This window comes from Sphingomonas sp. ID0503 (assembly GCF_048565625.1).
Classification (GTDB): Bacteria; Pseudomonadota; Alphaproteobacteria; order Sphingomonadales; family Sphingomonadaceae; genus JBLZUR01.
The window spans coordinates 3,238,952-3,264,747 of sequence record NZ_JBLZUR010000002.1 but is presented as its reverse complement, the minus strand read 5'-3'; the positions used below and the strand labels follow the sequence as shown (position 1 = coordinate 3,264,747).

The following is a 25,796-nucleotide window of genomic DNA, read 5'->3' as shown; positions in this document are numbered from 1 at the left end:
CGCGCCTGTGCTTTAGCCCCACGCAACTCTTTCGCAGCCTCGGGGAACCTCTACCCATGAACATCCACGAATATCAGGCCAAGGAACTGCTCGCGAAGTTCGGCGTCGCGATCCCCGCCGGCTATGCCGCGATGACCGTGGACGAGGCGGTCGAGGCCGCCGGCAAGCTCCCCGGGCCGCTCTACGTCGTGAAGTCGCAGATCCACGCCGGCGGCCGCGGCAAGGGCAAGTTCAAGGAACTCGGCCCCGATGCCAAGGGCGGCGTCCGCCTATCCAAGACCCTGGATGAGGTTCGCGCCAACGCCACCGACATGCTCGGCAACACGCTCGTCACGATCCAGACGGGTGAGGCCGGCAAGCAGGTCAACCGCCTGTACATCACCGACGGCGCTGACATCGCCAAGGAATACTACCTCTCGATCCTGGTCGATCGCGCCACCAGCCGCATCGCCTTCGTCGTGTCGACCGAGGGCGGCATGGACATCGAGGCGGTTGCCCATGACACGCCCGAGAAGATCGAGACCTTCTCGGTCGATCCGGCCGAGGGCTTCATGCCGCATCACGGCCGCGCCGTCGCCGCCGCGCTGAAGCTGACCGGCGACCTTGGCAAGCAGGCCGCGAAGACCGCCGAGCAGCTCTACAACGCCTTCGTCGCCACCGACATGTCGATGCTGGAGATCAACCCGCTGGTGCAGACGGTGAACGACAAGCTCCTCGTCCTCGACGCCAAGGTCTCCTTCGATTCGAACGCCCTCTATCGCCACAAGGATGTCTTCGCGCTCCGCGACGAGACCGAGGAGGATCCGGCCGAGGTCGAGGCGTCGAAGTACGACCTCGCTTATATCAAGCTGGACGGCACGATCGGCTGCCTCGTCAACGGTGCGGGCCTCGCCATGGCGACGATGGACATCATCAAGCTGAACGGCGCGTTCCCGGCCAACTTCCTGGACGTCGGCGGCGGCGCTTCGAAGGAGAAGGTGACGGCGGCGTTCAAGCTGATCCTCTCCGACCCGGCGGTCGAGGGCATCCTCGTCAACATCTTCGGCGGCATCATGCGCTGCGACATCATTGCAGAGGGCATCATCGCCGCGGCGAAGGAAGTGAACCTGCAGGTTCCGCTGGTCGTCCGCCTGGAGGGCACCAACGTGCAGGAAGGCAAGGACATCCTCGCCGGCTCCGGCCTGCCGATCATCGCCGCCAACGACCTGGGCGACGCGGCGAAGAAGATCGTTGCCGAGGTCAGCAAGGCGGCGTGATCTAGGGGGCGCCCGCCATCAGGCGGGCGCTCTTACTACCTCAAGGCACAAGCAGCGTAGCTGCGTTGTAAAGTCACCTCATCACCCGTTCGTCCTGAGCGAAGTCGAAGGACGGGTAAGACGCGATCGGCTTTGACCCCGTGCTTCGACTTCACTCAGCACGAACGGATCGAGGATCGTCCTACGCCACCGGCGGGATCTGCGCCGGATAGCTTGGGATCGCGTCGCTGACCAAGCCCCAGGCCGGCTTCTCGCTTGTCCAGATCGTCGCCTCCGGCGCGGCGATCGACGGATCGTCCAGCGTTCCCGCCCGGAAGAACATCAGATGCGGGCGGGCCAGCGCCTCGCTGGTCACCGGCGTGCCGCAGGCCGGGCAGAAGCCGCGCCGCATCTCGTTCCCGCTATCCGCCACGGCGCCGTGGTAAGAAAGGTCGCCGGTGAGCGTCACCTTGTCGGCCGGAAAGCACACGTTCACCGTCGCCGTGCCGCCGCCGAGATACTGGCAGAGCCGGCACCAGCAGGTCCTGACCGCCAAGGGTGCGTCCACGTCCACCGCGTAGCGGACCGCCTTGCAGAGGCAGCCGCCGGTGATCACGCGCCGACCGTTTCCAGCAGCCCTTCGAACAGCCGCCGGCCATCGCTGCGGCCATGCGCCGCCTCGATCATCCGTTCGGGATGCGGCATCATGCCCAGCACATTGCCCGCGTCGTTGAGGATACCGGCGATGTCGCGCGCGGAGCCGTTGACCTTCTCGGCATAGCGGAACGCAACCCGCCCCTCGCCCTCGATCCGGTCCAGCGTCTCCGGATCGGCGGTGTAGTTGCCGTCGTGATGCGCGACCGGAATGGTGATGGCCTCGCCCGCGTCATAGCGGCTGGTGAACATCGACTGGCTGTTCTCGACGGTCAGCGCGACGTCGCGGCAGACGAAGTTGAGGCCGGCGTTCCGCATCAGGGCGCCGGGCAGCAGCCCCGCCTCGGTCAGCACCTGAAACCCGTTGCACACGCCCAGCACCGGTACGCCGCGTGCCGCCGCCTCCGCCACCGCGCGCATCACCGGCGACCGCGCCGCCATCGCGCCCGAACGGAGATAGTCGCCATAGGAGAAACCGCCCGGCACGCCGATGAACCCGACGTCACGGTCCAGCTCTGTCTCCTTGTGCCACACCATCTCCGGCGCGCGGCCCGTCACCGCCTCGATCGCGGTGGCGAGATCGCGGTCGCAGTTCGAACCCGGGAAGACGATGACGGCGGACTTCATGGCGCTGCCTCCTACTTCGCCGGATGCTCGATGCGGAAATTCTCGATGACGGTATTGGCCAGCAGCTTGCGGCACATCTCCTCGACCTGCCCCTCAGTCACGCCCTCTGCGAGGTCCAGCTCGATCATCTTGCCCGCGCGCACGTCGTTGACGCCGGTGAAGCCCAATCCGTCGAGCGCCTGGTGGATGGCCCGGCCCTGCGGGTCGAGCACGCCGCCCTTCAAGGTGACGTAGACGCGGGTCTTCATGGCAGCCTCGGGGTCAAATCGTGGATGGCCCGCCCTATGCGTCAGGCGAGCCGCCTGGGCAAGGCGGGAACGGGCGGCGGCCCGCGCCGTTCATCCCGGAGCCGGCCCGCTTCGAAGGACTCGAATGACCGACATCAGCAACGCCGTCGACGATCTGCCCGGCTGGGCACAGGGCCTGATCGCCGTAGCAGCGGCGGTCGCGATCGTGCTGATCGCCCACCGCATCTTCTTCTTCATCGCAAAGCGCGCGGCGGCGCGGACGGCGACACAGACCGACGACATCTTCGTTCAGCGCCTCCGCCGCCCGACCCGCTGGCTGCTCGTCGCGATCGCGCTCACCGTGGTGCAGCCCGGCCTCGACCTGCCGAACCGCTGGGAGAATATCTGGCGGCTGCTCGCGGGGCTGACCGTGCCGGCACTGTTCGGCTGGCTGATCGTCGCCGTGCTCAGCGCGACCAACGACACCATCCAGGTCCGCGCCGATATCAGCGTCGCTGACAATCTGCGCGCGCGAAGGCGGCGGACGCGCGCCGCGATCCTGCATCGCATCGCGCTGTTCGTTGTGATGATGCTGACCTTCTGCCTGATGCTGATGAGCGTCCCTGCCATCCGCACCATCGGCGTCACCCTCGCCGCCTCTGCCGGTCTGGCGGCACTCGCGGTCGGCGCCGCCGCGCAGCCCGCGCTCAAGAACCTGATCGCTGGCCTGCAGATGGCGTTCACCGAACCGATCCGCATCGACGACGTGGTGATCATCGACGCGGAATGGGGCCGGATCGAGGAGATCCGCCTGACCTATGTGGTCGTCCGCATCTGGGACGACCGCCGCCTCGTCGTCCCCGTCTCCAAGTTCCTGGAGGAGAGCTTCCAGAACTGGACGCGGGAGACCAGCCAGCTGATGGGCTCGGTCTTCTGGCACCTCGATCCCGCCGCCGACATCGCCCGCATCCGGGAGAAGGCGGGCGAGCTGATCCAGGCCAACCCGCGTTGGGACGGCCGCTTCTGGAACGTGCAGGTGACCGACAGCAAGCCGGAGACGATCGAGGTGCGCGGGCTGATGACCGCCAAGGACGCCGGCACCGCCTTCGACCTGCGCTGCGACATTCGCGAGGGCGTCTTCGCCTTCATCCGCGAGGAAATGCCCGAGGCCCTGCCGAGGCGGCGTCAGGAGATCTTCAACGCATCCTCCCCCGGAGGGGGAGGGGGACCGCCGAAGGCGGTGGAGGGGTAGTCGCAACAAGCGAGCGGTTCGTGCGTGGAGACTACCCCTCCACCAGCCTGCGGCTGGTCCCCCTCCCCTCCCAGGGGAGGATCATCACGAAGCCACCGCCTCCACTCGATCATTCGCCGCAACTGGCGCGGCGCGCAGGACGTCGGTGAAACTGCGCATCCACCACATCACATCCTCGGCCTCGATATTGTCCATCATCGACCGCCAGCGCCTCACCCGCTCCTCGCGCGGCATGCGCAGCGCGACCATGATCGCGTCGGACATCTCCTCGGCGGAATAGGGGTTCACCTGCACCGCCTCGGTCAGCTGCGCGGCGGCCCCGGCAAAGCGTGACAGGATCAGCACGCCCGGATCCTCCGGGTCCTGCGCGGCGATATACTCCTTGGCGACGAGGTTCATGCCGTCGCGAAGCGGCGTCACCAGCCCGATCTTCGCCGCACGGTACACGCCCGCCAGCTCGATCCGCGCATAGCCCTGGTTGACGTAGCGGATCGGCACCCAGTCGAGATCGGCATAGGCCCCGTTGATCCGCCCGGCGAGGCCCTCCAGCGCGGTTCTGATCTTCTGGTAGCTTCCGACTTCCCCGCGCGAGGGAGGCGCAATCTGGAGAAGGAAGATCTCCTTCCGCTCCTCGGGATGCTCCCGCAGGAAGCGTTCGTAGCCGAGGAAGCGCTCCTCCAGCCCCTTGGAATAATCGAGCCGGTCGACCCCGACGATCATGTCGCGCCCGACCGCGCTGTCGCGCATCTGGCGATAGGTCAGCCGCGCGCGGGGGCTGGACGCCAGGGCCGTGAACTCCTTGGCGTCGATGCCGATCGGACAGACGATCGCCTTCACCACGTGGTCGCCGAGGATCAGGTCGTCGCCATCCGCCCGCGCGCCCATCTCGTCCACGACGAAGTTGTAGAAGCTGTCGCGCCACTCCTCGGTGTGGAATCCGATCACGTCATAGGCGAACATCGTCGCCACCAGCTCCTCAGCCTCGGGAAGGGTCGAGAGCAGGCGGCGCGGCGGCCAGGGCGTGTGGAGGAAGAAACCGAGGCGGTTGTTCAGCCCGCGCTTCCGCAACTCCTGCCCGAGCGGGAGAAGGTGGTAGTCCTGCACCCAGACCAGATCGTCCGAGTCGATCAGCGGGTAGACCGTATCCGCGAACCGCTCGTTGACCCGCTGATACCCGCCTGCAAAGCCGCGCTCATATTCGGCGAGGTCGATGCGATAATGGAACAGCGGCCATAGCGTGCGATTGGCGTAGCCGTTGTAATATTCCTCGATATCCTGCTCTTCCAGGTCGACCGTGGCGGTCGTCACGCCATCCTGCTTCTGGAAGTTGATATGGCCGGTGAAATGCTCGGTCGCCTCGCCCGACCAGCCGAACCAGATCCCGCCGTTTTCCCGCAATGCCGCCGTCAGCGCGACCGACAAGCCGCCCTGCGCGCCGGATTGCGATCCCGTGCTCGCCGACACGCGGTTGGAGATGATGATGAGCCGGCTCACCGGACGGCGCTCCACGGAATGCTGAGCAGGCTGGCACAGTTGATCATGCCGACCAGCGAATAGGTTTGCGGGAAATTGCCCCAGAGTTCGCCGGTAATCGGGTCGATATCCTCCGACAGCAAGCCGGATGCGGTGCGCCGTGTCAGAACCTCCTCGAACAGAGCGCGCGCATCATCCTTGCGCCCTGTCATCCACAGCGCCTCGATCAGCCAGAACGTGCAGACGTTGAACGCCGTCTCCGGCAGGCCGAAATCGTCCTCCGTCGCATAGCGAAGCATGTGCGACCCGCGCCGCAGCCCCTCCTCGACGGCCGTCAGCGTCCCCTGGAATCGGGGATCGTCGGGCGAGAGGAAGCGCAGGTCGAGCAACTGGATCAGGCTGGCGTCGAGGTCGTCGCCGCTGAACGTCGCCGACATGCGGTTGGTTTCGGGCCGCCAGGCATTGTCGAGGATGCTCGCCCGGATCTTCTCCGCCCGGTCGGCCCAGAAACTCGCTTTGTCGCTCAGGCCCAGCATCTCCGCACCCTTCGCCAAACGGTCGCATGCCGCCCAGCACATCGCCGAGGAGTAGGTGTGGACGCTCTGGCGCGTGCGCAGCTCCCAGAGGCCGGCATCCGGCTGGTCATGGTACTTCCACGCCCGCTCACCGACCCGCTCCAGCGCCTCGAAGTCCTCGATCCCGGCCATGCGGTAGAGCCGCTGGTCAATGAAGGCGTGGACGTTGCACAAGACGATCTGGCCATAGGCATCGTGCTGGATCTGCTCATAGGCCTGATTGCCGACGCGCACCGGCCCCATGCCGCGATAGCCCGGCAGGTCGGGGGCGATCTTCTCCTCCAGCACCGCCTCGCCCAGCACGCCGTAGAGCGGCTGGATATGTCCCCCTCGCGCATTGTCGACGATGTTGCGGAGATAGCCGAGATACCCCTCCAGCACGTCGAGCGCGCCCAACCGGTTGAGCGCCTGCACCGTGTAATAGGCGTCGCGGATCCAGCAGTAGCGATAGTCCCAGTTCCGCTCCGAATTGGCATGTTCGGGAACCGAGCTGGTGAGCGCCGCGACGATCGCGCCCGTCTCCTCGTGCTGGCACAGCTTCAGCGTGATGGCGGAGCGGATCACCACGTCCTGCCATTCGGGCAGGATGGCGAGGCCGCGGACCCAGTGCTGCCACTCGCGCACCGTGTCGCTCAGCATCCGGTCGAGCGTGTTGGCGAGGTCGCCGACGAAGCTCTCGTCCGGCCCTAGGAAGAAGTGCAGCGGCCGCTCGACCCGGAAGAGGCTCTCCTCCTCGACATAGCCGACCGGCGCGGTGGTGCTCAGCCGCAGCGCCAGCTTGCCGGAGACGAAGCGAAGATGGTTGGACCCGCCGACCTGCGTGCTGCAGCTGTTGCCCCAGCCGCAGGTCGGGCGCAGGCGGACGCGGATGCGCGGGCTCCCCGCCACCGGCCGCACGATCCGCGCGAAGGCCGTCGGGCGATAGACGCGCCCGTCATGCTGGAACCGGGGGCAGAAATCGATGACTTCGACGGCGTTCCCGGCCTTGTCGGTATGGCGGGAGACCAGGATCGCCGTATTACGGAAATAGCTCTGCTCAATGCTGGCGGAGTCCTCCAGCTCGATCGACCAGTACCCGTCCGCCGGCTCCTCGCCGCCCAGCAGCGCGGAGAACAAAGGGTCGCCATCGACGCGCGGGACGCAGCCCCAGATGAAGGTGCCCTTCCGGTCGATCAGCGCGCTGACCTGGCAATTGCCGATCGGCCAGAGGTCTAGGTCCGCGCTCATGCCGCCGCCCGCGCGAAGGCGTCGAGCCAGCCGAGCGTCGCCGCAACATCGTCCAGCCGGTAGCGCGCACCCGTGGCGCGCGCCGGACCGACGAGGATTCCCGCGCCGCCCATCGCCTCCGCCTGTACGAAGGCGGGTTCGTCGGTAAGGTCGTCGCCGATGAACACCGGTCGCGTGCCCGCCATGCCCGCCCCCTTCATCATCGTCGCCAGCGCCGTGCCCTTGTCGCCGCCGGCCACCCGCAGCTCGATCATCATCTTGCCGGGCTGCAGGTGCAGGCCCGCCTCGGCCGCCATCGCCTCCGCCAAAGCATGTGACGCCGCCTCCGCCTCGGGTACGAGCCGGTAGTGAAAGCCGAGGCCGAACGGCTTTTCCTCGATCACCACGCCGGGATTGGCCGCACCGAAGGCCCGCGCGCGCTCGGTCAGGGCGGCGAGGGCAGCGGGCCTTTCCGGCACCGTCAGACGTCCGTCCGCCCCGCGAAGCTCCAGCCCGTGGCTTCCGCTCACCGAGATGCCTTCCGGCCCGAGATGGCGGTCGATCGCCTCGATCGCCCGCCCGCTGACGATCGCCAGCCGCCCCTCCATCGCCCGGCCCAGTCGCGCGACCAGCAGGCGAAGCGCGTCATCGACCCGCACGTCCTCCGGCCGGGGCGCGAGATCGACGAGCGTCCCGTCGAAGTCGAGGAACAGGCTCGCGCCGTTCAGGAGGTCGTCGGGCGGCGGCGGCAGATCCTGCATGAAAGGGGTAAAGGCAGGAGGCCGAGGATCGTTCCATTGCGCCCATAACCGTCCCTTTCGCCGGATCGCCGGTGATGGCACACCCGTCTCATGCGCACTCTCCTCGCCCTCGCCTTCACCCTCGCTACACCCGCTCTGGCCGCGCCGGCGAAGACCCCGTCCGAGATCGTCGCCGCCGCACCCGCCGCCGACTGGCGCGACATTCCGGCCGACGACCTGATGGTCATGGACCTCGCCAGCGGTCGCCGCGTGGTGATCGCTCTCGCCCCCGCGTTCGCGCCGGTCCACATCGCCAACATCCGCGCGCTGGTGCGTGGAGGCTGGTTCGACAGCAACGCCATCATCCGCGTGCAGGACAATTACGTCACACAATGGGGCGGTGCCGACCCGAAGCGGCCCGCTCCGGCAGGCGTCACACCGACCCCGCCGGCCGAATACGAACGCCCACTCGAGGGCCTGAAGATCACCCCACTCGGCTCGCCCGACAGCTATGCGAAGACCGCCGGCTTCGCAGGCGGATGGCCGGTCGCGAGCGACGGGAAGAGCGCCTGGCTTCCCCATTGCTACGGCATGGTCGGCGTCGGCCGCGACATGCCGCCGGATACCGGCACCGGCGCGGAACTCTACACCGTCATCGGCCACGCGCCCCGCAACCTCGATCGCAACATCGCACTGGTCGGCCGGGTGATCGACGGCATGGACGCGCTCTCCGCTCTGCCGCGCGGCACGGCCGAGATGGGCTGCTACGCCGACCCGAGGGAGAACACCGGAATTACCCGCGCCCGCCTCGCCAGCGACATGCCCGCGTCGGAACGTCCGCGTTATCAGCTGCTTGCGACCGACACCCGCACCTTCGCCACCTACCTCCACGCCCGCGCCAATCGCGGCGACGGCTTCTACATCCGAGCGGCCGGCGCGGTGGACATCTGCAACGCTCCCGTCCCCACCCGCCCTGCGCCGTAGAACCAGCACGGAATAATATCGCGCCGTCGGGCGTAGACGGCGCATGGCAATGACCGAGGACGATTTCGACGTGGTGCCGCATCTCGGCAGCATGCGGCGCTATGCGCTGGTGCTGACACGCGATCGCCATACCGCCGACGATCTCGTCCACGACACGCTGCTGCGCGCCTTCGAAAAGGCGGATACGTTCCGGACCGGGCGGTCGCTGCGCAGCTGGCTGCTCAGCATCGTCCACAATTCGTTCGTGAGCGGCCTGCGTCGCGAACGCGCGCAGCAGCGGCGCGACACCGCCTTTGCGGAGATCCAGAGCGAGGCGGTGGACGGCGATCAGGAACAGGCCGTCCGCCTGCGCGAACTCGCCGCCCGCTTCGCCGAACTGCCCGAAACGCAGCGCGCCACCCTTCATCTCGTCGCAGTCGAGGGGCTGAGCTACGCCGAGGCCGCCGCCGCGTTGGAGGTGCCGATCGGCACGATCATGTCGCGCCTCAGCCGCGCCCGCGCCCAGCTCCGCGAGCCGGAGGAGACCGGCCGGGGCAAACTGCGCCTCGTCCAGGGCCGCGACGATGGCTGAAAGCATCGCTCAGGCCGAGATCGACGCCTATGTCGATGATGAGCTGGACCTCAGCCGCCGCCTCGCCGTCGAGACCTATCTCGCCGCCCATCCGGCCGAGGCGGCGCGGATGATGCGCGACGCCGGCAATCGCACCGGCCTGCGCATGCTCCTCGACGGGGCGCTGGGCGAGGCGCGCCAACCGGACACCACGCTCGCGCAGCGCCTGACCCGCAAGCTCGAACGCCGCAGGCTGAGCCTGTGGCGCCGCCCGGCCGGAGGCGCTGCCGTGTTTGCCGCCGCCGCCGCTCTCGCTGTTACCATGGTCCCGATCCCGGCGGTTCAGGCCAACCCGCCCGCCTATGTCGCGGACGCCGTGCAGGCCTACCAGACCGGCCTCCTCCGCCGTGCGATGGTCTCCCAGGTCGAAACGGTCAGCCTCGACGCGCCGGACATCATGCGCCGGACCAGCATCCGCATCCCGCGCCTGCCGGCCGAATGGACGATCACCGACGTGCAGATCTTCCCCTCGGACGAGGGGCCCGCACTGCAGATCATGGTCCGCACGCCGACGGATCGCCCGATCTCCATCTTCGCCGTCCACGCCCACAGCGATGCACCGACCTCGCCCGTCACCATGCGGCATGGCGACAAGTCCGTCGCCTATTGGCGTACGGGCAGCACCTCCTATGCGCTGACCGGCATCGAGGCGCCCGAGGCGCTGGACGTCGCGGCCGACGACCTTGCGGACAATCAGGCACTCTGACGAATGCACATCGATCTTGGGAAGGGCGGGCCTGACCGCGTTCAGGCCGATGTCGCCGTCATCGGCGCGGGTGCTGCCGGCATCTCGCTTGCCGACCGGCTGATCGAGGCCGGCCTGCGCGTCGTGCTGCTCGAAAGCGGTGGCATCGACTACGAAGGCGCGTCGGCCGCGCTCAACGCGGGCGAGAATGCCGGTCTCGACTACTACCCGCTCGATCATGCCCGTCTGCGCATGTTCGGCGGCACCACCGCGATCTGGGGCGGCCGCTGCTCGGAACTCGATCCGATCGATTTCGCACGCCGCAACTGGGTCCCGCATTCCGGCTGGCCCTTCGGCTATGAGACGATCGCCCCCTTCTATGCCGAGGCGCGGGAGCGTTTCGGCCTGCCCGGGCGGATGCCCCGCGCCGCCGACCTCGCCGCCGCCGGCATCGCCATGCCCGATCTCGGCCGCGATCTCGTCACCCCCTGCTGGGGCTTCGACGAGCAGTTCGACCGCTTCTCCTTCAGCCGCTGGCGAGGGCTGATCGATCATCCGCGCATGACCGTCTTCACCCACGCCAATGTCCGCGAGATCCTCGCCGAACATTCCGGCACCGGCATCGCCGCGCTCGACGTCCGCTCGCTCGGCGGTCGGCGACTGCGGGTCGAGGCGCGTGATTATGTCCTCGCCGCCGGCGGGATCGAGAACGCGCGCCTCCTCCTCGCATCCAACTCGGTCGTGCCCGCAGGCCTCGGCAACGGCCACGATCAGGTCGGCCGCTATTTTATGGAGCATCCCCATGCGCGTGGCGGCCGGATCGTCGGCGGCGACGCGATGGCGCTGCTCCGCGCCTTCGCCAAGCACCGCCTCGCGAACGGCACCGCCGCCGCACTCATCGCCCCCTCGGCCGCGCTGCAAGAGCGGGAGGGTCTGCTCAACACCTCGCTCACCATCGCCGGCCGCCGTCCGGCGGATGGCCGCGAGAGCCTGGGAATGCGCCTCTATCTCCGCGCCAAGCACAGGACCGACCCCAACCGCCTCGGCCGCAATCTGTGGAAGGCGACGAAACGCGCGGTCGGCTGGCTGCAACGCTACAGCGATCCCCTGCGCCCGTACATCCTCAACAAGGCGGGCGTGCTCGACATCGCCCTGGTGGTCCGTGGCGAACAGGCGCCCAACCCGGACAGCCGCGTCACTTTGTCCAAAGACCGCGATGCGGCGGGAATGCCGCGCGCCGTGCTCGACTGGCGCACCTCCGCGCTCGACGTGCACAGCGTCGCCGGCCTCCTCGCCGCGCTCGACCGCGCGCTTGCGGCAAGCGGCAAGGGCCGTGTCGAGGCGGCGTCCTGGCTCTCCGATCCAGCGCAGCAATGGGTTACCGATCCGCTGATCAGCGCTCACCCGATCGGCGGCTACCACCATATCGGCACCACCCGCATGTCGGGCAATCCGCGGACCGGCGTCACCGACGGCGACGGCCGCGTCCACGGCATCGGCAATCTCTATGTCGCCGGCAGTTCACTCTTCCCGACCGGCGGCTGGGCGAACCCGACGCTCACCATCGTCGCCCTGGCGCTCCGCACCGCCGACACCATCGCCCGCCGACAGCAGCGGCGCAGCGCGGCATGAGGCCTAGACCGGCCAGAAAGCCAGGATCAGCGGCACGCCCACCAGCACCACCATCGCCGACAACGGCGCGCCCAGACGGGCATAATCGCCGAACTTGTACCCGCCCGGACCCATCACCAGCGTGTTGCACTGGTGGCCGATGGGCGTCAGGAAATCGCATCCCGCGCCGACTGCCACCGCCATCAGGAACGCCTCCGGCTTCAATCCGATATCGTTGGCGAAGGTCGCCGCGATCGGCGCCATCACCAGCACCGTCGCCGCATTGTTCAGGAACGGCGTCACCGCCATCGCCGCGACCATGATCAGCGCGACCGCCCCCCAGGGCGGCAGCATCACCGCCGTCGCCGACAGCCAGTTGGCGATGATGTCGGTCACGCCGGTCTTCTGCAGCGCTTCGCTGACCGGGATCAGCGCGCCGAGCATGATCAGGATCGGCCACTCGATCGCTTCATAGGCGGCACGCAGCGGCAGGGCGCCGGTTATCATGATCAGCCCGGCCGCCGTGAAGAAGGCGACAGCCACCGGAACGACGCCCATGGCGGTCAGCGCCATCGCCGCCGCCAAGATACCGAGCGGCAGGAGCCGCTTGCGCATGCCCCCCAGCCGCAGCGAGCGCTCGGCGAGCGGCAGGCAGCCGAGCGCGGCGATCTGCTCCGGCAGGATGTCCAAAGGACCCTGCAGCACGATCACATCGCCGGCGCGCAGCTGCGTGTCGCGCAGCCGCCGGTCCAGCCGCTCGCCCGATCGCGAGATCGCCAGCAGGTTGACCCCGTAGCGGTCGTGCAGCGCCATCCGCCCGGCGGCACGGTTGATCAGCAGCGAGTCGCCCGTCACCACCGCCTCGACCACGCCGATGTCGTCGGCGGCGGTGTCGGTCACCGTGCTGCGGTCCTGCCCTTCCAGCGTCAGGTCGGCATCGACGATCGCCCGCTCCAGCGCGTCGGGATCGCCCTTCATCATCAGCGTGTCGCCGGCTTCGAATATAGTGGCCTCGGTCGGCAGGACGCGGTCGCCGCGATGGCGCAGGATGGAGGTGATCTCCACCTCCTCGCTGGCGGCGCGGAACTCGGCCACCGTCTTGCCCGCGATCGCGCTGTCCTCGGTGACGCGCGCCTCGGTCGTATACGCCTCGATGTTGAACGCCTCGCCCATCTGCGCCGGACCACGCCGGTCACGCGGGAGCAGGCGATAGCCGAAGCGCAGGAAGATCAGGCCCATGACGGAAAGGCCAAGCCCCACCGGCGTGTAGTCGAACATGCCGAAGGGCTGGCCGGTCATCTCCTCCCGCACCCGCGACACGATGATGTTGGGCGACGTGCCGACCAGCGTGATCAACCCGCCCAGCAGCGACCCGAAGGACATCGGCATCAGGAAGGCGGAGGGCGACACTTCCGACTTCTTCGCCATCTTGAGCGCGGCGGGCATCAGCATGGCAAGCGCGCCGATATTCTTCACCATCGCCGACAGGAAGGTGACGGAGCCGGCCAGCAGCAGGAGCTGCGTCCGCACCCGCGTGACCCGCCCGGCCAGCTTGGAGAGCGCCAGTTCGATCACGCCCGATCGCGCCACCGCCGCGCTGACCACCAGCGCGCTCGCCACGATGATGACGATATCGTCGCTGAACCCGGTGAACGCCTCCTTCGGCTTCACCGTCCCCGCCAGCAAGGATGCGAGCAGGGCCAGAATTGCCACGAGATCGTAGCGCAGCCGGCCCCAGATGAAGAGGCCCATCATCCCCACGAGAATGGCGACGGACAGGATCTGGTCGGCCGTCACCCGGCGGCGATGCTCAACGGTCGCCGCTTTCGATGGAAAGGATGTCGATCTGCCGCCCGTCGAAGCCGACCGCCTCGCCGGCGTAGCCGCCGATCAGGGCCTGGGCGATCGGCGAGGTGAAGGCGAGGAGGCCATTGGCGGGATCCGCCTCGTCGCTGCCGACCAGGGTCAGCGTCCGCACCTGTCCGTTCAGGCGTAGCTTCACCGTCGATCCGAACGCCACCTCGTCGGCCGGCGAGTCGGGCGCGATCTCCGCCGTCGCCAGTCGGGTCCGCCAATAGCGAAGGTCGCGCTTCTCCTCGTCGCTCGGGCTGGCGATACCCTCCAGCCGCGACACCTGCGCCTTCATCAGCGCAAGCCCGCGCGGCGTGACCAGATTGGGGCCGGGCGGGATCGGCAGCTCGAACCGGGGCTCGAGATGTTCCTCGTCACTCTCACGCCTGAACGCCACGCTCACGGCACATCTCCTCGACCGCATGGCAACGCGCGGGTGCGGTTTCGGATGCGATGGGAAAGTGATAGGCGCGCGCCATGCTGAACCTCAATAGCATCACCGTCCGCCTCGGCGGGCGCACGATCCTCGACGCGGCCTCCGCCGCGCTCCCGCCCGGCAGCCGCGTCGGCCTGATCGGCCGTAATGGTGCGGGCAAGTCGACCCTCGTCCGCGTCATCGCCGGCCAGTTGGAGCCGGATGGCGGCGCCGCCGAAATGCCGCGCGGCGCCCGCATCGGCTATATCGCGCAGGAGGCACCCTCGGGCGAGAAGACGCCCTTCGATACCGTGCTGGAGGCGGATACCGAACGTGCCCGCCTGATGATCGAAAGCGAGACGGAGACCGATCCCGACAAGCTCGGCGACATCTACGAGCGGCTGATCGCGATCGATGCCTATACCGCCCCCGCGCGCGCCGGAACGATCCTCTCAGGCCTCGGCTTCGACAGCGACATGCAGCAGCGCCCGCTCGACAGCTTCTCGGGCGGGTGGAAGATGCGCGTGGCGCTCGCCGCGCTCCTCTTCTCGCAGCCGGACCTGCTCCTCCTCGACGAGCCGTCGAACCACCTCGATCTCGAAGCGGTGATGTGGCTGGAGGACTTTCTCAAGACCTACCCCGCGACGATCGTGGTCGTCAGTCACGAGCGCGACTTCCTCAACAACATCGTCGATCACATCCTGCACCTGCAGGGCGGCAAGATCACGCTCTACACCGGCGGCTATGACAGCTTCGAGCGGCAGCGTGCCGAGCGCCTCGCCCAGCTCGCCGCCGCCCGCGCCAATCAGGAGGCGCAGCGCGCGAAGCTGCAGGACTATGTCGCCCGCAACTCCGCCCGCGCCTCGACCGCCAAGCAGGCGCAGAGCCGCGCCAAGATGCTGGCCAAGATGCAGCCGATCGCCTCGGCGGCGGAGGACCCGACCCTGTCCTTCGGTTTCCCCAACCCGACCGAACTCAGGCCTCCGCTCATCACGCTCGATCTCGCCTCGGTCGGTTATGGCGACACCCCGATCCTGAAGCGGCTCAACCTCCGCATCGACCCGGACGATCGCGTCGCGCTCCTCGGCCGCAACGGCAACGGCAAGACCACCCTCGCCCGCCTCCTCGCCGCGCAGCTGACGCCGATGGACGGCGACATGACCGCCAGCGGCAAGATGAAGGTCGGCTATTTCACCCAGTACCAGGTCGAGGAACTGGACTCTGACGACACGCCGCTCGAACACATGACCCGGGTGATGAAGGGTGCCACCCCCGCGGCCGTCCGCGCCCAGCTCGGCCGCTTCGGCTTCTCGGGCGAGCGCGCGACCGGCAAGGTCGGCAAGATGTCGGGCGGCGAAAAGGCGCGCCTCGCCCTTGCCCTCATCACCCGCGACGCGCCGCATCTCCTGATCCTCGACGAGCCGACCAACCACCTCGACGTCGATGCGCGCGAGGCCTTGGTGCAGGCGCTCAACGACTATACCGGCGCGGTCCTTCTGGTTAGCCACGACCGCCACATGGTCGAACTCACCGCCGACCGCCTCGTGCTGGTCGATGAGGGCACGGCACGCGAATATGACGGCAGCCTCGACGACTATGTCGCCTTCATCCTGAAGGGCGACAAGGCGAGCGGCGGTTCAAAGGCGGCCAAGACCGACAAGAAGGCGGCGGCGGCCGCGCGCGAAAAGCAGCAGACCCTCCGCAAGACGATCAAGGATCTGGAGGCGGAGACCGCGAAGCTCACCGCCGACCGCAACGCCATCGACCGCGCGATGTTCGACCCCTCGACCGCCGAACCCCGCTTCGCCAAGCTGTCGATGGGCGACCTCAGCCGCCAGCGCGCCGCGCTGCAGAGCAAGCTGGACGACGCCGAAGCCCGCTGGATGGAAGCGAGCGAGGCTCTGGAGCAGGTAGCCGCCTGACCTCCTCTCCCCCTTGCGGGAGAGGATTGAGGAGAGGGAACTACCGCTTCTCCGGCACCGGCAGCGGCTTCAGCTGGTCGCGCAGCGCGTCCGGCGTCCACGGCCGGCCGAGGAACGTCTTCACCAGATCGTCCGCGCTCATCGTGCTGCCCGCGTTCAGCACCGCCTTCGCCCACGTCGCCGCATCCTTGTCGACCCCCGACAGGCGGTAGCCGAGCAGCGCGCGCGACAGCGTATAGGCGACCGCCGGCTCCGCATCCTTGGCCGGCGCGGTCTCGCTGATCAGCGACATCTCGCCCGCGATGTTCGACACCTGCCAGACCAGCCGATCGTAAGCCGCGAAGTCCTTCGCGACCGTGGCCGCGCCCTTGTGCCCCTCCAGCTCGCCTTTCAGCCGCCGCGCCAGCGTCTCCGCCGCCGTGCAGCGCGCGGTCAGCGCCGCCGCATCGACATCCGTCACGCTCGTGGTCCTGAGGAACGTCTCGACCTCACCCGCCATCGCCGACGTCGTTGTCAGCAGGCCAAGCATCGCCAGCGCCAAACCCCTCATCTCCGCACTCCCCTGTTCGATTCGTGTGAGCGAGGTTAGGACCAAACCGCGCCTTCACAAAACCGCCGCCTCGTGCGAGGCGGGGCCATGATCCCCACCGGCCTCCTAGGCGGCTCGTTCAACCCCGCGCACCGCAGCCACCGCCGCATCACCCTCCACGCCATCCGCGCGCTCGAACTGGATGAGGTCTGGTGGCTCGTGTCCCCTGGCAACCCGCTGAAGCCACAAAAGGGCATGGCCCCGCTCGCCGCGCGCCTGGCCTCCGCACGCAGCATGGCGCGCGGTGCCCCCATCCGCGCCACCGCGATCGAGGCGCGACTCGCCACACGCTACACCGCCGAGACGCTGGCCAAGCTCACCCGCCGCTATCCCCACCGCCGCTTCATCTGGCTGATGGGCGCGGACAATCTGGCGCAGTTTCACCGCTGGAAGGACTGGCGGCGGATCGCGCGGATGGTTCCGATTGCCGTTTTCCCCCGTCCGGGTTATGATGCGGCAGCCCGACGCTCGGTGGCGATGGGCTGGCTGCGGCGCTTCGTCCGGCCTGCAGTCGAGAGAGGATGTTGGACCAAACGGAGACCGCCTGCGCTCGTGATGTTGCGCTCGCCTCCTGACCCCGGCTCCGCCACGCGGCTTCGCGCGGCCCATCCCGACTGGCATCTCGCATTCTCTCGTTCCACCCCCCGCGACGCCGTGACGCGCCGCACCCTCCTCCACATGAAGGATTGACCTTGTCAGGCTCAGCCCAGCCCATTGCCCATTCTGACGATCCCTCGGAAAAGCTGCACGATATCGTGATGAGCTCGCTCGACGACGATCAGGCGGTCGAACTGGTCTCGATCCCGCTCGCCGGCAAGTCGACCATCGCCGACCATATGGTCATCGCCTCCGGCCGCTCGACCCGTCAGGTCGCGTCGATGGCGCAGAAGCTTGCCGACCGCATCAAGCGCGAGCTGGGCCGTAACGTCCGCATCGAAGGGCTGCCGACCGCCGACTGGGTGCTGATCGACGCCGACGACGTGATCGTCCACCTCTTCCGGCCGGAGGTGCGCAGCTTCTACAATCTCGAGCGTATGTGGAACTTCGGCGAGGCGCCCGCGCCCACCGCCGTCCAGTAGCTTGCTCCTCCACATCGTCGCGCGCGGCCGCATCGGCCGCAGCGCGGAAGGCGATCTGGTCGATCGTTACCTGAAGCGGATCGCCTGGCCCGTCCGCGTGACCGAGTTGCCCGACACCGGCGGCAAAATGCCCGCGATGGAGGGCAACAGCGTCCTCATCGTCCTCGACGAGAAGGGCCAGTCCCTTCCTTCAACCAGCTTCGCGGACAAGCTCGGCCGCTGGCGCGATGATGGCCGACGAGAGGCGCGCTTCCTGATCGGCGCCGCCGACGGCCACGATCAAGCAGATCGTAACAAGGCCGATCTCCTCCTCTCCTTCGGTGCCGCCACCTGGCCCCATATGCTCGCCCGCGCCATGCTCGCCGAACAACTCTGGCGCGCGACCAGCATCCTCGCCGGTCACCCGTATCATCGGGAGGGTTAGCAACGCCTACCCTCCGTCATGCTGTCCTACAGCCCCCTTTTCTGCTTCACCCTCGCGAATGCCTCAGTTCGCCCGCCCAAGTTCACCAGTGCCGCGCAACTGCCGCGTCGGTGGCGCAAACCCGCCGCTTCCCTGCCGCAAGGAGGCCAAAAGCGCGCACCGAGCCGCAACTTCCACAACTTCCGACCGCTCACGACCCATCGGAACGCCGCTCGTGCTGAGCCTGTCGAAGCACTGTCCTTCCCCGCCCAGCGCGCTAGAAGCGCAGCACTTCGACAAGCTCAGTGCGAACGGATGTGGAGTTTGAGGCTTAAGGAACTTGCGGTCGCCGTCGCCGTCGCCGGCCACCTCGCCACCCCTGCGTTGGCGCAGGAAGACCCCTCCCGCACCGTTGCCGCATTGGTCGCATGGAGCCGCGCCACCCCTTGGCTCTCCTATCTCCACGCCCGCTCCGCCGCGGACCTCGCCCATCTCCGCCTGCTCCGCTCTGGCGTCGAGAAGGCGATCGCGCTCAAGACAGCGCAGCTCCCCCGCGCTCCCGCCCGCCAGCCGCTCTACCGCCTCCCGGTCGCCGGCGTGATCGTCACCGGCTTCGGCGAGGAACTGCCCAGCGGTGCCGTCGCACGCGGCCCTTCGATCATGGCGGAGGCGGGCAGCCCGGTCGTCGCGCCCGCCGGCGGCCGGGTTCGCTTCGCCGGCAATTTCGGCGTCTACGGCCTCGTGGTCATCGTCGACCACGGCCATGGCTGGACCAGCACCGTCTCCGGTCTCACTCGCACCGCGGTGAAGGTCGGCATGCGCGTCCACGGCGGCGACACCATCGGTTATGCAGGGCCGGCCGATAGCCTCGTCACCGTCGAACTCCGCCGCCGTGGCCAGCCTTATGACGCGCTCACGATGGCGGGAGCATAACCATCGCCCACCCCGTTCGGGTTGGGCCCGTCGAAGCCCCAGCGCTGGCCCTTCGACAAGCTCAGGGCGAACGGCGTTGTGATGGGCTGTCACCCCAACCCAAACTCTTGTATCTCGCGGAGACTCTGTAGAAAGTGCCCGGAATGATCCGTCTGCCGCTCCGCGCCATCGCGCTGGTTTCCGCCGTCGCCCTGATCCCCGCGACCACCGCCGGCCTCGCCGCGACCGACGTCGCGGCCTATCGCGACCTCGATCGCTTCATGAACGTGTTCGAGCGGGTGCGCGCGCAATATGTCGACAAGGTCGATGACAACAAGCTGATCGACGGCGCGATCGAAGGGATGCTGGCCAGCCTCGATCCCCACAGCTCCTATCTTGGTGTCAAGGATTTCGACACGCTGAAGACGCAGACCGACGGTGCCTATGGCGGGATCGGCCTTTCGGTCTCGATGGAGGACGGCGCGGTCAAGGTCATCGCGCCGACCGAGGACACGCCCGCCTATCGCGCCGGCGTCAAGGCAGGCGACTACATCACCCATCTGAACGGCAAGCTCCTCTACGGCGGCACGCTGGACGAGGCGGTGTCGCAGATGAAGGGCGCGCCCGGCACCGACATCAAGCTCACCATCGTCCGCCCCGGACGCGACAAGCCCTTCGACGTCACCCTGAAGCGGGAGCTGATCTCGCTGAAGCCGGTGAAGTGGGAGGTGAAGCAGAACGTCGGCATCATAAACATCAACACCTTCAACAAGAGCACCGGCGACTCGGTCCGCGCCGCGATCACCGGCATCGACAAGGCAACCGGCGGCAATGTGCTCGGCTATGTCGTCGATCTGCGGTCCAATCCCGGCGGCCTGCTCGACCAGGCGATCGACGTCAGCGACGTGTTCCTCGATCACGGCGAGATCGTGTCGCAGCGCGGGCGTGAGAAGGCGGATATCGAACGCTATTACGCCCGCCCCGGTGACCTCGCCCGTGGCCTGCCGGTGGTCGTGCTGGTCGACAGCGGCTCCGCCTCCGCCGCCGAGATCGTCGCGGGCGCGCTCCAGGACCAGCGCCGCGCCCTTGTCCTTGGCGAACAGAGCTTCGGCAAGGGATCGGTGCAGACGCTGCTCCCGCTCAGCGAGGACACCGCGCTCCGCCTCACCACCGCGCGTTATTATCTGCCCTCGGGCCGATCGGTGCAGGAAGGTGGCGTGACGCCGGACATCGCCGTGCCGCAGCTGAACGACCCCGACTACAAGACCCGCCCCGTCCTGCGTGAGGCGGACCTGCGCCGCCACCTCATCAACGAGGCGAAGGTGGACGACAAGATCCTGCAGTCGGACGACAAGCCCGATCCCCGCTTCGCCGCCACCGCGGCCGAGCTGGAGAAGAAGGGCGTGAAGGACTTCCAGCTCGACTACGCCGTCTCGACGATCAGCCGCCTTGCCAGCACCGGCGTGCGCAGCGCCGCCGTCGGCAAGACTGCCGCCCGCCCGTAACGGTCCCGTGACCCGGTTCGGCCAAGCCCGCGCGCTGGCGCTCGCCGTGCCGCTGGCGCTGGTCGCGGGGGCTTATGCCTTCCAGTTCAGCGGCTATCCCCCTTGCGAGATGTGCTGGTGGCAACGCTACCCGCATTTCGCGGCCATCGCCTTGGCACTCCTCGCCTTCGCCGTGCCGAAGCGGGCGCTTGTGGCGCTGGCGGCAACCGCCATCCTGATCAGCGGCGCGATCGGCGTCTTCCATGCCGGTGTAGAATATCGCTGGTGGGAAGGCCTGACCCGCTGCGCCGCCACCGCCCCGGCCGCAAGCGGCGCGGACTTCCTCAAGGAGATCATGGCCACCCCCACGATCCGCTGCGACACCGCGCCCTGGGACCTGTTCGGCATCTCGCTCGCCGGATGGAACGCGATCGTCTCGATCCCGTTCGCCCTCCTGATCCTGTGGAGGCTCAGCCGGGCATGACCGAGACACCAGACGCCATGCTGCGCGTCGATCAGGCGGGTGAGTTCGGCGCGACCCGTATCTATGCCGGGCAGATGGCGGTCCTCGGCGATCGTCACCCGATCGCCCGCACCATCGCCCGCATGGCCGCGCAGGAGGAGCGCCACCGCCTCCGCTTCGATCGCATGATCGCCGAACGCGGGGTCCGCCCGACCGCGCTCCACCCGCTCTGGAACGCCGCCGGCTTCGCCCTTGGCGCCGCCACCGCGCTGATCGGACCCAAGGCGGCGATGGCCTGCACCGCCGCGATCGAGACCGAGATCGACCGTCATTACGAGGAACAGCTCACGGCCCTCGGCAACACCGATCCCGAGCTGTCCGAGGTCATCGCCGAGTTCCAGGCGGAGGAGGTCGAGCATCGCGACACCGCCATCGCCCAGGGTGCCGAACAAGCCCCCGTCTACCCCCTCCTCTCCGCCGCCATCCGCCTCGGCTGCCGCGCCGCGATCGGCCTGAGCAAGCGGATTTAACTCCCTCTCCCCTTGTGGGAGAGGGCTAGGGAGAGGGGTTCGCGTGAGGAGGCTCGATGCCTCCGAATGCGACGCGCACAGCGCTCGCTAGCGCTCGCACCCCTCTCCCAACCCTCTCCCACAAGGGGAGAGGGCTTAGGTGGTGACTTTTCATGTCCACCTCCCCAATATGGAGACGAAGCGGCGTTGGATCGTTTGACCCGCGACCAAGGTGGACATCCATGAAGACGCTCGCATTCGCCGCCCTCACCGCCGCCGCGCTTTGGGCAATTCCAGCCCCGGCCGCCGCGCAGGCGATCGAGCGCTATGTCGAGGTCTTCGGCTCCGATCCCTGCCCGGTCAGCGGCGATGGCGAGATCGTCGTCTGCGCCCGCAAGCCGGAGGGTGATCGTTACCGCATCCCCGAAAAACTGCGCGGCGAAGGATCGGTCGCCAACAAGACCTGGGCCGCCCGCGCCTCGGAACTGGAATATGTCGGTGCCTCCGGTGCCGCCAGCTGCTCCGCCTCCGGCCAGGGCGGCTGGACCGGCTGCTGGTCCGAGCTGATGCGTCAGGCCCGCGCCGAGGCGAAGCAGCCGGCGCAGAACACCACCGCCGCCTCGGCCAAGTAAGCCGTTCCACCCGCATTCATCCTTTCAGCCCCAATCCACGCATCCGATCGGAGTCCGTGATGCGTAGACTGCTTGCCGTTGCCCTGCTGATCGCGCCCATGCCGGCGCCGGCGGAGGAGGCCCCGCCCGCCGAACCGGCCGCGCGCATGTCCACCCTGATCGTCTTCGGCAACGATCCCTGCCCCAAAAGCAGCGATGATGAGATCGTCGTCTGCGCCCGCCTGCCCGAAAGCGACCGCTACCGCATCCCCGGGCGCTTCCGACACAAGGAGAAGGACGCCGTCAGCGACGGCTGGGTAAACCGCGCCGCCACCCTCGACATGGTCAGCCGCGCCGGCCTCCCCGACAGCTGCTCACCCGTCGGCTCGGGCGGCCAGACCGGCTGCTACCGCCAATTCCGCCAGAAATGGGCCGCTGAACAACGGCAAGCTAAGAAAGAGGCCGCCGAGATTCCGTAAGCATCTGTGCTCAGGCACGAGTTTGGCTCGCTCGTCACGTACAAAGGCGCTAATCGCCACCTTCTGTTCATGTGATTCGGGGGGCAGTACGATGGCGAAATTTACGGTAGAGACCCGCGCTGGTCTCGATATGGACGACTTCAATCTGGATTTTGACGGGGACGCAACCATCGCGAACTCCACCGCGCTGCGCATCGAATACAGCCCGGGCTGGTTCAACGATTTTTTCGGCACCGACTTCACCTACAATCAGTTCGGTCCGACCGGCGGCACTCTGACAGGCATGTCGGAAACATATAACGATGTGAAACTCTATACGATCAGCAATGCATCGGTGTCGGTCGCGACCTTCCTCGACTACGTTTTCGCAGGGGATGTCGCGGGTGCTCTAGCACTCGGGTTCAAGGGGAACGACACTTTTACCGGTAATGCCGGCGCCGATGTTCTCCTGAGCTTCGCGGGCAACGACGCGCTGGACGGCAAGGGCGGCGCGGACACGCTGGTCGGCGGCAAGGGCAACGACACCTACATCGTGGACAATGCCAAGGATCGCGTCATGGAGTACGCTCAGGAGGGCACCGACACGGTCAAGGCGTCTGTTACCCACAGCCTAGCAGCGAATATCGAGAATCTTGCTCTCACCGGTTCGGGCAAGATCAACGGCACCGGCAACATCGCCGCGAACGCGATCACCGGTAACGCCGCGAACAACATCCTCGATGGGGGCAAGGGCGCTGACACGCTGACCGGCGGCAAGGGCAACGACACCTACATCGTCGATTCGACCAAGGACAAGGTGGTCGAGGCCAAGAGCGCCGGCACCGATACCGTGAAGGCGGCGGTGAACTTCACGCTCACCACGAATGTCGAGCACCTGACTCTCACCGGCAAGGCGGCGCTGAGCGGCACCGGCAACACGCTTGCCAACACGCTCATCGGTAATGACGGCGCGAACAAGCTGTTCGGCCTAGCCGGCAACGACGTCCTGTCGGGTGGAAAGGGCAACGACACGCTGGCCGGTGGCGCAGGCACTGACAAGCTGACCGGCGGATCGGGCGCCGACCGCTTCGCCTTCCTGAAGGGGGACACCACGACGTCCAGCAAGACGGCCGACCACATCACCGACTTCAGCCACGCGCAGAAGGACCGGATCGACTTGTCCGGCTATGACGCCAACACCAAGAAGACGGGCGTTCAGGACTTCGCCTTCGTCGGGACCGCCGCCTTCAAGGGCGTCGCGGGCGAACTCCGTTACGAGATCAAGAGCGGCGACACCTTTGTCTACGGCGACACCAACGGCGACAAGAAGGCCGACTTCATGGTCATCCTCGACCCTGCCGTGAAGCTGGTTGCCGCCGACTTCTACTTCGGCTGACGGCCTCCGAAGGCGGCGGTCACCCCGCCGCCTTCTTGCCCTCCCGCTGCGATCCACCCGTCGATCTGCGCCTCAAGCACGTCCATCGGCACGCTGCCCTGCGCGACGACGGCATCGTTGAACCGTCGCAGGTTGAACCCGGGGCCAAGCGCCTTCTCCGCCTTGTCCCGCAGCGCGCGAAAGCGCAGCTCGCCGACCTTGTAGCCGAGCGCCTGTCCCGGCCAGCTGATGTACCGGTTCACCTCCGCGTCGATGTTCGCGTCGGTCAGCGCCGAATTGTCGCGCATAAAGGCGACCGCCTGGTCCTTGGTCCAGCCCTTTGCATGAAGGCCGGTGTCCACCACCAACCGGCAGGCGCGCCACATCTCGTAGGACAGCCGCCCCATGTCCTTTTCGGGCGTGTCGTACAGGCCGATGTCGAGGCCGAGATGCTCCGAATACAAGCCCCAACCCTCGGTGAAGGCGGTGAAATAGGCGACGTGCCGGCGGAAATCGGGAAGGTCGAGTTCCTGCTGCAACGCGATTTGGTGATGGTGCCCCGGCACCGCCTCATGACTGGTCAGCGCCGGCAATTCCCAGAGCGGCCGCTGGTCCAGCTTGGAGGTGTTGACGTAGTAATTGCCCGCGATGCCGGAGGCGGGGCTGCCCGGCGAATAATAAGCGGTGGTCGTCCCCTCCGCCGTCTCTGCCGGGATCGCGCGGACGCCATAAGGCAAGCGCGGCAGATGCGTGAACAGGGCCGGCATCTTGCCGTCGATGATTTTCGCCATCCGCGCCGCCGCCGCCAGCATCTCCTCCGGCGTTTTCGCGAAGTACTTCGGATCGCTCTTCATGCTCGCGATCATCGCTTGGCGTGAGGGATAGCCCGCTTTCGCCGCGACCCCGTCCATCTCGGCCCGGATGCGCGCCACCTCGGACTGGCCGAGCGCATGGACCTGATCGGGCGTCATTTCGGTGGTCGTCTCCACCTTCACCCGCCAGGCATACCAGGCCTCGCCCTCCGGCAGCGTCGAAGCGCCCGCCGTCTTCCGGCAGGCCGGCAGATAGCGTGCATTAGCCCATTCGAGCAGCGTGCGGTTCTGCGGGATCACGACGTCGCGGATCGCCGCCCTGCCCTCCGTCTGCAGCGCCGCCCACTCCGCCGCGCTCGCATCCGCCGGCTTCTTGCGGCCGAACGGCGCATAGTACCGTGTCGCCTCGGGCTCCGCGATCAGGCCGGAGATCGATCCGGCAAGCCCACCCAGGGTCTCGCAAGGCTGCGTCACCTTCGTCGTGATCGCGGCGTCGCCGGTCGCGATCACCTGCCCCATCTGCGCCGGATAGGCCTTCAGCCGATCGACATAGGACCTGTAATCCGCCTTGGTCGCGAAGGGCAGGTCGTCCGCCAGTCCCGCGAACTCCTGCCACGGGCTCGAATAACTGCTGAACTGCACCATTCGCTCGGGAAAGCGGCTGCCGGTCACCGCCTCGTCCAGCAGGCGGCGGAGGATAGCCTTGTTGACTCGCTGCGTCGCGTCCAGTCCCGCCTCGGGGATCGCATCCACCCGCTTCAGCAACGCCGTCGCCTCGCCCGCCTGCGCCGCCATACCGGCGACGCTCCGATCCGCCAGCTTGCCGTCGTAGCGCCGGTCGCCGAGCGTGCTGGCGAGGGTCGGATAGGTCCGCAGCGTCCACTGCCAATGATCGGCGATCACGGCCGCCAAATCGTCCGCCGGGCTCGCCGCCGCCGGACCCGCCATCACCAGAGCCATCCCGATCAGCCAGCGCATCGCTCAACTCCCTGTTTTTCAAGCAGCAGGATGCGGCCACAACTGGACAGGCGCAA

General features: G+C 67.7%; 27 protein-coding genes. 17 read left to right on the top strand and 10 right to left on the bottom strand.

The genetic code is table 11. The features are described 5' to 3' along the window. Positions 1-56 precede the first annotated feature (56 nt). Positions 57-1,256, top strand: a complete 1,200-nt coding sequence (sucC, locus tag ACM608_RS17040) for an ADP-forming succinate--CoA ligase subunit beta (protein WP_419684837.1) — start codon at positions 57-59, stop codon at positions 1,254-1,256. A gap of 181 nt (positions 1,257-1,437) precedes the next feature. Here sucC and ACM608_RS17035 read toward each other — a convergent pair whose 3' ends face one another. The 3 genes from ACM608_RS17035 to purS are packed head-to-tail and all read right to left on the bottom strand — an operon-like array spanning position 1,438 to position 2,764. Further along, on the bottom strand, positions 1,438-1,851 hold the full coding sequence (locus ACM608_RS17035) for a GFA family protein (RefSeq protein ID WP_419684834.1): 414 nt from the start codon (positions 1,849-1,851) through the stop codon (positions 1,438-1,440). Then, the gene (gene purQ / locus ACM608_RS17030; RefSeq protein ID WP_419684832.1) at positions 1,848-2,516 is read right to left on the bottom strand and encodes a phosphoribosylformylglycinamidine synthase subunit PurQ; all 669 of its coding nucleotides are present in this window, start codon (positions 2,514-2,516) and stop codon (positions 1,848-1,850) included. Before purQ ends, ACM608_RS17035 begins: the two co-directional genes overlap by 4 nt. Positions 2,517-2,527: 11 nt before the next feature. Continuing rightward, positions 2,528-2,764: a phosphoribosylformylglycinamidine synthase subunit PurS gene (gene purS, locus ACM608_RS17025; protein WP_419684830.1), complete on the bottom strand. Its 237-nt coding sequence runs from the start codon at positions 2,762-2,764 to the stop codon at positions 2,528-2,530. Positions 2,765-2,888: 124 nt separating this feature from the next. On the opposite strand from purS, the gene ACM608_RS17020 reads away from it, so the two are divergent. Next, the gene (locus ACM608_RS17020) at positions 2,889-3,995 is read left to right on the top strand and encodes a mechanosensitive ion channel family protein (RefSeq protein WP_419684828.1); all 1,107 of its coding nucleotides are present in this window, start codon (positions 2,889-2,891) and stop codon (positions 3,993-3,995) included. 84 nt (positions 3,996-4,079) lie between these two features. Here the strand turns inward: ACM608_RS17020 and ACM608_RS17015 are convergent, their stop codons facing one another. From ACM608_RS17015 to otsB, 3 genes are read right to left on the bottom strand one after another with little or no spacing between them, the layout of a single operon-like run. Continuing rightward, the gene (locus ACM608_RS17015; RefSeq protein ID WP_419684826.1) at positions 4,080-5,489 is read right to left on the bottom strand and encodes an alpha,alpha-trehalose-phosphate synthase (UDP-forming); all 1,410 of its coding nucleotides are present in this window, start codon (positions 5,487-5,489) and stop codon (positions 4,080-4,082) included. Further along, complete coding sequence (locus ACM608_RS17010) at positions 5,486-7,270, bottom strand: glycoside hydrolase family 15 protein (RefSeq protein ID WP_419684825.1); 1,785 nt, start codon at positions 7,268-7,270, stop codon at positions 5,486-5,488. The genes ACM608_RS17015 and ACM608_RS17010 overlap by 4 nt, the downstream gene beginning before the upstream one ends. After that, complete coding sequence (gene otsB / locus ACM608_RS17005) at positions 7,267-8,010, bottom strand: trehalose-phosphatase (RefSeq protein ID WP_419684824.1); 744 nt, start codon at positions 8,008-8,010, stop codon at positions 7,267-7,269. Before otsB ends, ACM608_RS17010 begins: the two co-directional genes overlap by 4 nt. 90 nt (positions 8,011-8,100) lie before the next feature. Between otsB and ACM608_RS17000 the strand changes: the two genes are divergently transcribed. From ACM608_RS17000 to ACM608_RS16985, 4 genes are read left to right on the top strand one after another with little or no spacing between them, the layout of a single operon-like run. Continuing rightward, the gene (locus ACM608_RS17000) at positions 8,101-8,973 is read left to right on the top strand and encodes a peptidylprolyl isomerase (protein WP_419684823.1); all 873 of its coding nucleotides are present in this window, start codon (positions 8,101-8,103) and stop codon (positions 8,971-8,973) included. Positions 8,974-9,016: 43 nt separating this feature from the next. Then, positions 9,017-9,544 (top strand): sigma-70 family RNA polymerase sigma factor, encoded by a 528-nt coding sequence (locus ACM608_RS16995; RefSeq protein WP_419684822.1) that lies wholly within the window; start codon positions 9,017-9,019, stop codon positions 9,542-9,544. After that, complete coding sequence (locus ACM608_RS16990; RefSeq protein ID WP_419684821.1) at positions 9,537-10,289, top strand: anti-sigma factor family protein; 753 nt, start codon at positions 9,537-9,539, stop codon at positions 10,287-10,289. The genes ACM608_RS16995 and ACM608_RS16990 overlap by 8 nt, the downstream gene beginning before the upstream one ends. Before the next feature lie 3 nt (positions 10,290-10,292). Beyond that, positions 10,293-11,900 carry an FAD-dependent oxidoreductase gene (locus ACM608_RS16985; protein ID WP_419684820.1) on the top strand — a complete coding sequence of 536 codons (1,608 nt, stop codon included), beginning with the start codon at positions 10,293-10,295 and terminating at the stop codon, positions 11,898-11,900. Between the two features lie 3 nt (positions 11,901-11,903). On the opposite strand, the gene ACM608_RS16980 is transcribed toward ACM608_RS16985, so the two are convergent. Both ACM608_RS16980 and ACM608_RS16975 read right to left on the bottom strand, forming a co-directional pair. Beyond that, positions 11,904-13,676: an SLC13 family permease gene (locus ACM608_RS16980; RefSeq protein WP_419684819.1), complete on the bottom strand. Its 1,773-nt coding sequence runs from the start codon at positions 13,674-13,676 to the stop codon at positions 11,904-11,906. A gap of 13 nt (positions 13,677-13,689) precedes the next feature. After that, on the bottom strand, positions 13,690-14,133 hold the full coding sequence (locus ACM608_RS16975; protein ID WP_419684818.1) for a GreA/GreB family elongation factor: 444 nt from the start codon (positions 14,131-14,133) through the stop codon (positions 13,690-13,692). Positions 14,134-14,207: 74 nt separating this feature from the next. Between ACM608_RS16975 and ACM608_RS16970 the strand changes: the two genes are divergently transcribed. Next, positions 14,208-16,067: an ABC-F family ATP-binding cassette domain-containing protein gene (locus ACM608_RS16970; protein ID WP_419684817.1), complete on the top strand. Its 1,860-nt coding sequence runs from the start codon at positions 14,208-14,210 to the stop codon at positions 16,065-16,067. A 40-nt stretch (positions 16,068-16,107) separates the two neighbouring features. Here ACM608_RS16970 and ACM608_RS16965 read toward each other — a convergent pair whose 3' ends face one another. Beyond that, on the bottom strand, positions 16,108-16,617 hold the full coding sequence (locus tag ACM608_RS16965) for a hypothetical protein (protein WP_419684815.1): 510 nt from the start codon (positions 16,615-16,617) through the stop codon (positions 16,108-16,110). Positions 16,618-16,704: 87 nt separating this feature from the next. On the opposite strand from ACM608_RS16965, the gene ACM608_RS16960 reads away from it, so the two are divergent. The 10 genes from ACM608_RS16960 (at position 16,705) to ACM608_RS16915 (ending at position 23,971) form a co-directional block, all read left to right on the top strand. Next, positions 16,705-17,346 carry a nicotinate-nucleotide adenylyltransferase gene (locus ACM608_RS16960; RefSeq protein WP_419684814.1) on the top strand — a complete coding sequence of 214 codons (642 nt, stop codon included), beginning with the start codon at positions 16,705-16,707 and terminating at the stop codon, positions 17,344-17,346. Between the two features lie 68 nt (positions 17,347-17,414). Then, positions 17,415-17,735 carry a ribosome silencing factor gene (gene rsfS / locus ACM608_RS16955; protein WP_419685269.1) on the top strand — a complete coding sequence of 107 codons (321 nt, stop codon included), beginning with the start codon at positions 17,415-17,417 and terminating at the stop codon, positions 17,733-17,735. 1 nt (position 17,736) lies between these two features. Then, entirely contained in the window at positions 17,737-18,159 is a 423-nt protein-coding gene (locus ACM608_RS16950; protein ID WP_419684812.1) for a 23S rRNA (pseudouridine(1915)-N(3))-methyltransferase RlmH, read from the top strand. A 303-nt stretch (positions 18,160-18,462) separates the two neighbouring features. Next, complete coding sequence (locus ACM608_RS16945; protein WP_419684810.1) at positions 18,463-19,071, top strand: murein hydrolase activator EnvC family protein; 609 nt, start codon at positions 18,463-18,465, stop codon at positions 19,069-19,071. 143 nt (positions 19,072-19,214) lie between these two features. Beyond that, positions 19,215-20,555: a S41 family peptidase gene (locus ACM608_RS16940; protein WP_419684808.1), complete on the top strand. Its 1,341-nt coding sequence runs from the start codon at positions 19,215-19,217 to the stop codon at positions 20,553-20,555. 7 nt (positions 20,556-20,562) lie between these two features. After that, positions 20,563-21,018: a disulfide bond formation protein B gene (locus ACM608_RS16935; protein WP_419684806.1), complete on the top strand. Its 456-nt coding sequence runs from the start codon at positions 20,563-20,565 to the stop codon at positions 21,016-21,018. Next, the gene (locus tag ACM608_RS16930; RefSeq protein WP_419684804.1) at positions 21,015-21,527 is read left to right on the top strand and encodes a demethoxyubiquinone hydroxylase family protein; all 513 of its coding nucleotides are present in this window, start codon (positions 21,015-21,017) and stop codon (positions 21,525-21,527) included. The genes ACM608_RS16935 and ACM608_RS16930 overlap by 4 nt, the downstream gene beginning before the upstream one ends. A gap of 221 nt (positions 21,528-21,748) precedes the next feature. Continuing rightward, positions 21,749-22,138: a hypothetical protein gene (locus tag ACM608_RS16925; protein WP_419684802.1), complete on the top strand. Its 390-nt coding sequence runs from the start codon at positions 21,749-21,751 to the stop codon at positions 22,136-22,138. Positions 22,139-22,197: 59 nt separating this feature from the next. Next, entirely contained in the window at positions 22,198-22,596 is a 399-nt protein-coding gene (locus ACM608_RS16920) for a hypothetical protein (RefSeq protein ID WP_419684800.1), read from the top strand. A gap of 91 nt (positions 22,597-22,687) precedes the next feature. Next, positions 22,688-23,971 carry a calcium-binding protein gene (locus ACM608_RS16915; protein ID WP_419684798.1) on the top strand — a complete coding sequence of 428 codons (1,284 nt, stop codon included), beginning with the start codon at positions 22,688-22,690 and terminating at the stop codon, positions 23,969-23,971. On the opposite strand, the gene ACM608_RS16910 is transcribed toward ACM608_RS16915, so the two are convergent. Next, complete coding sequence (locus ACM608_RS16910) at positions 23,959-25,740, bottom strand: DUF885 domain-containing protein (RefSeq protein WP_419684796.1); 1,782 nt, start codon at positions 25,738-25,740, stop codon at positions 23,959-23,961. The genes ACM608_RS16915 and ACM608_RS16910 overlap by 13 nt on opposite strands. Positions 25,741-25,796 lie beyond the last annotated feature (56 nt).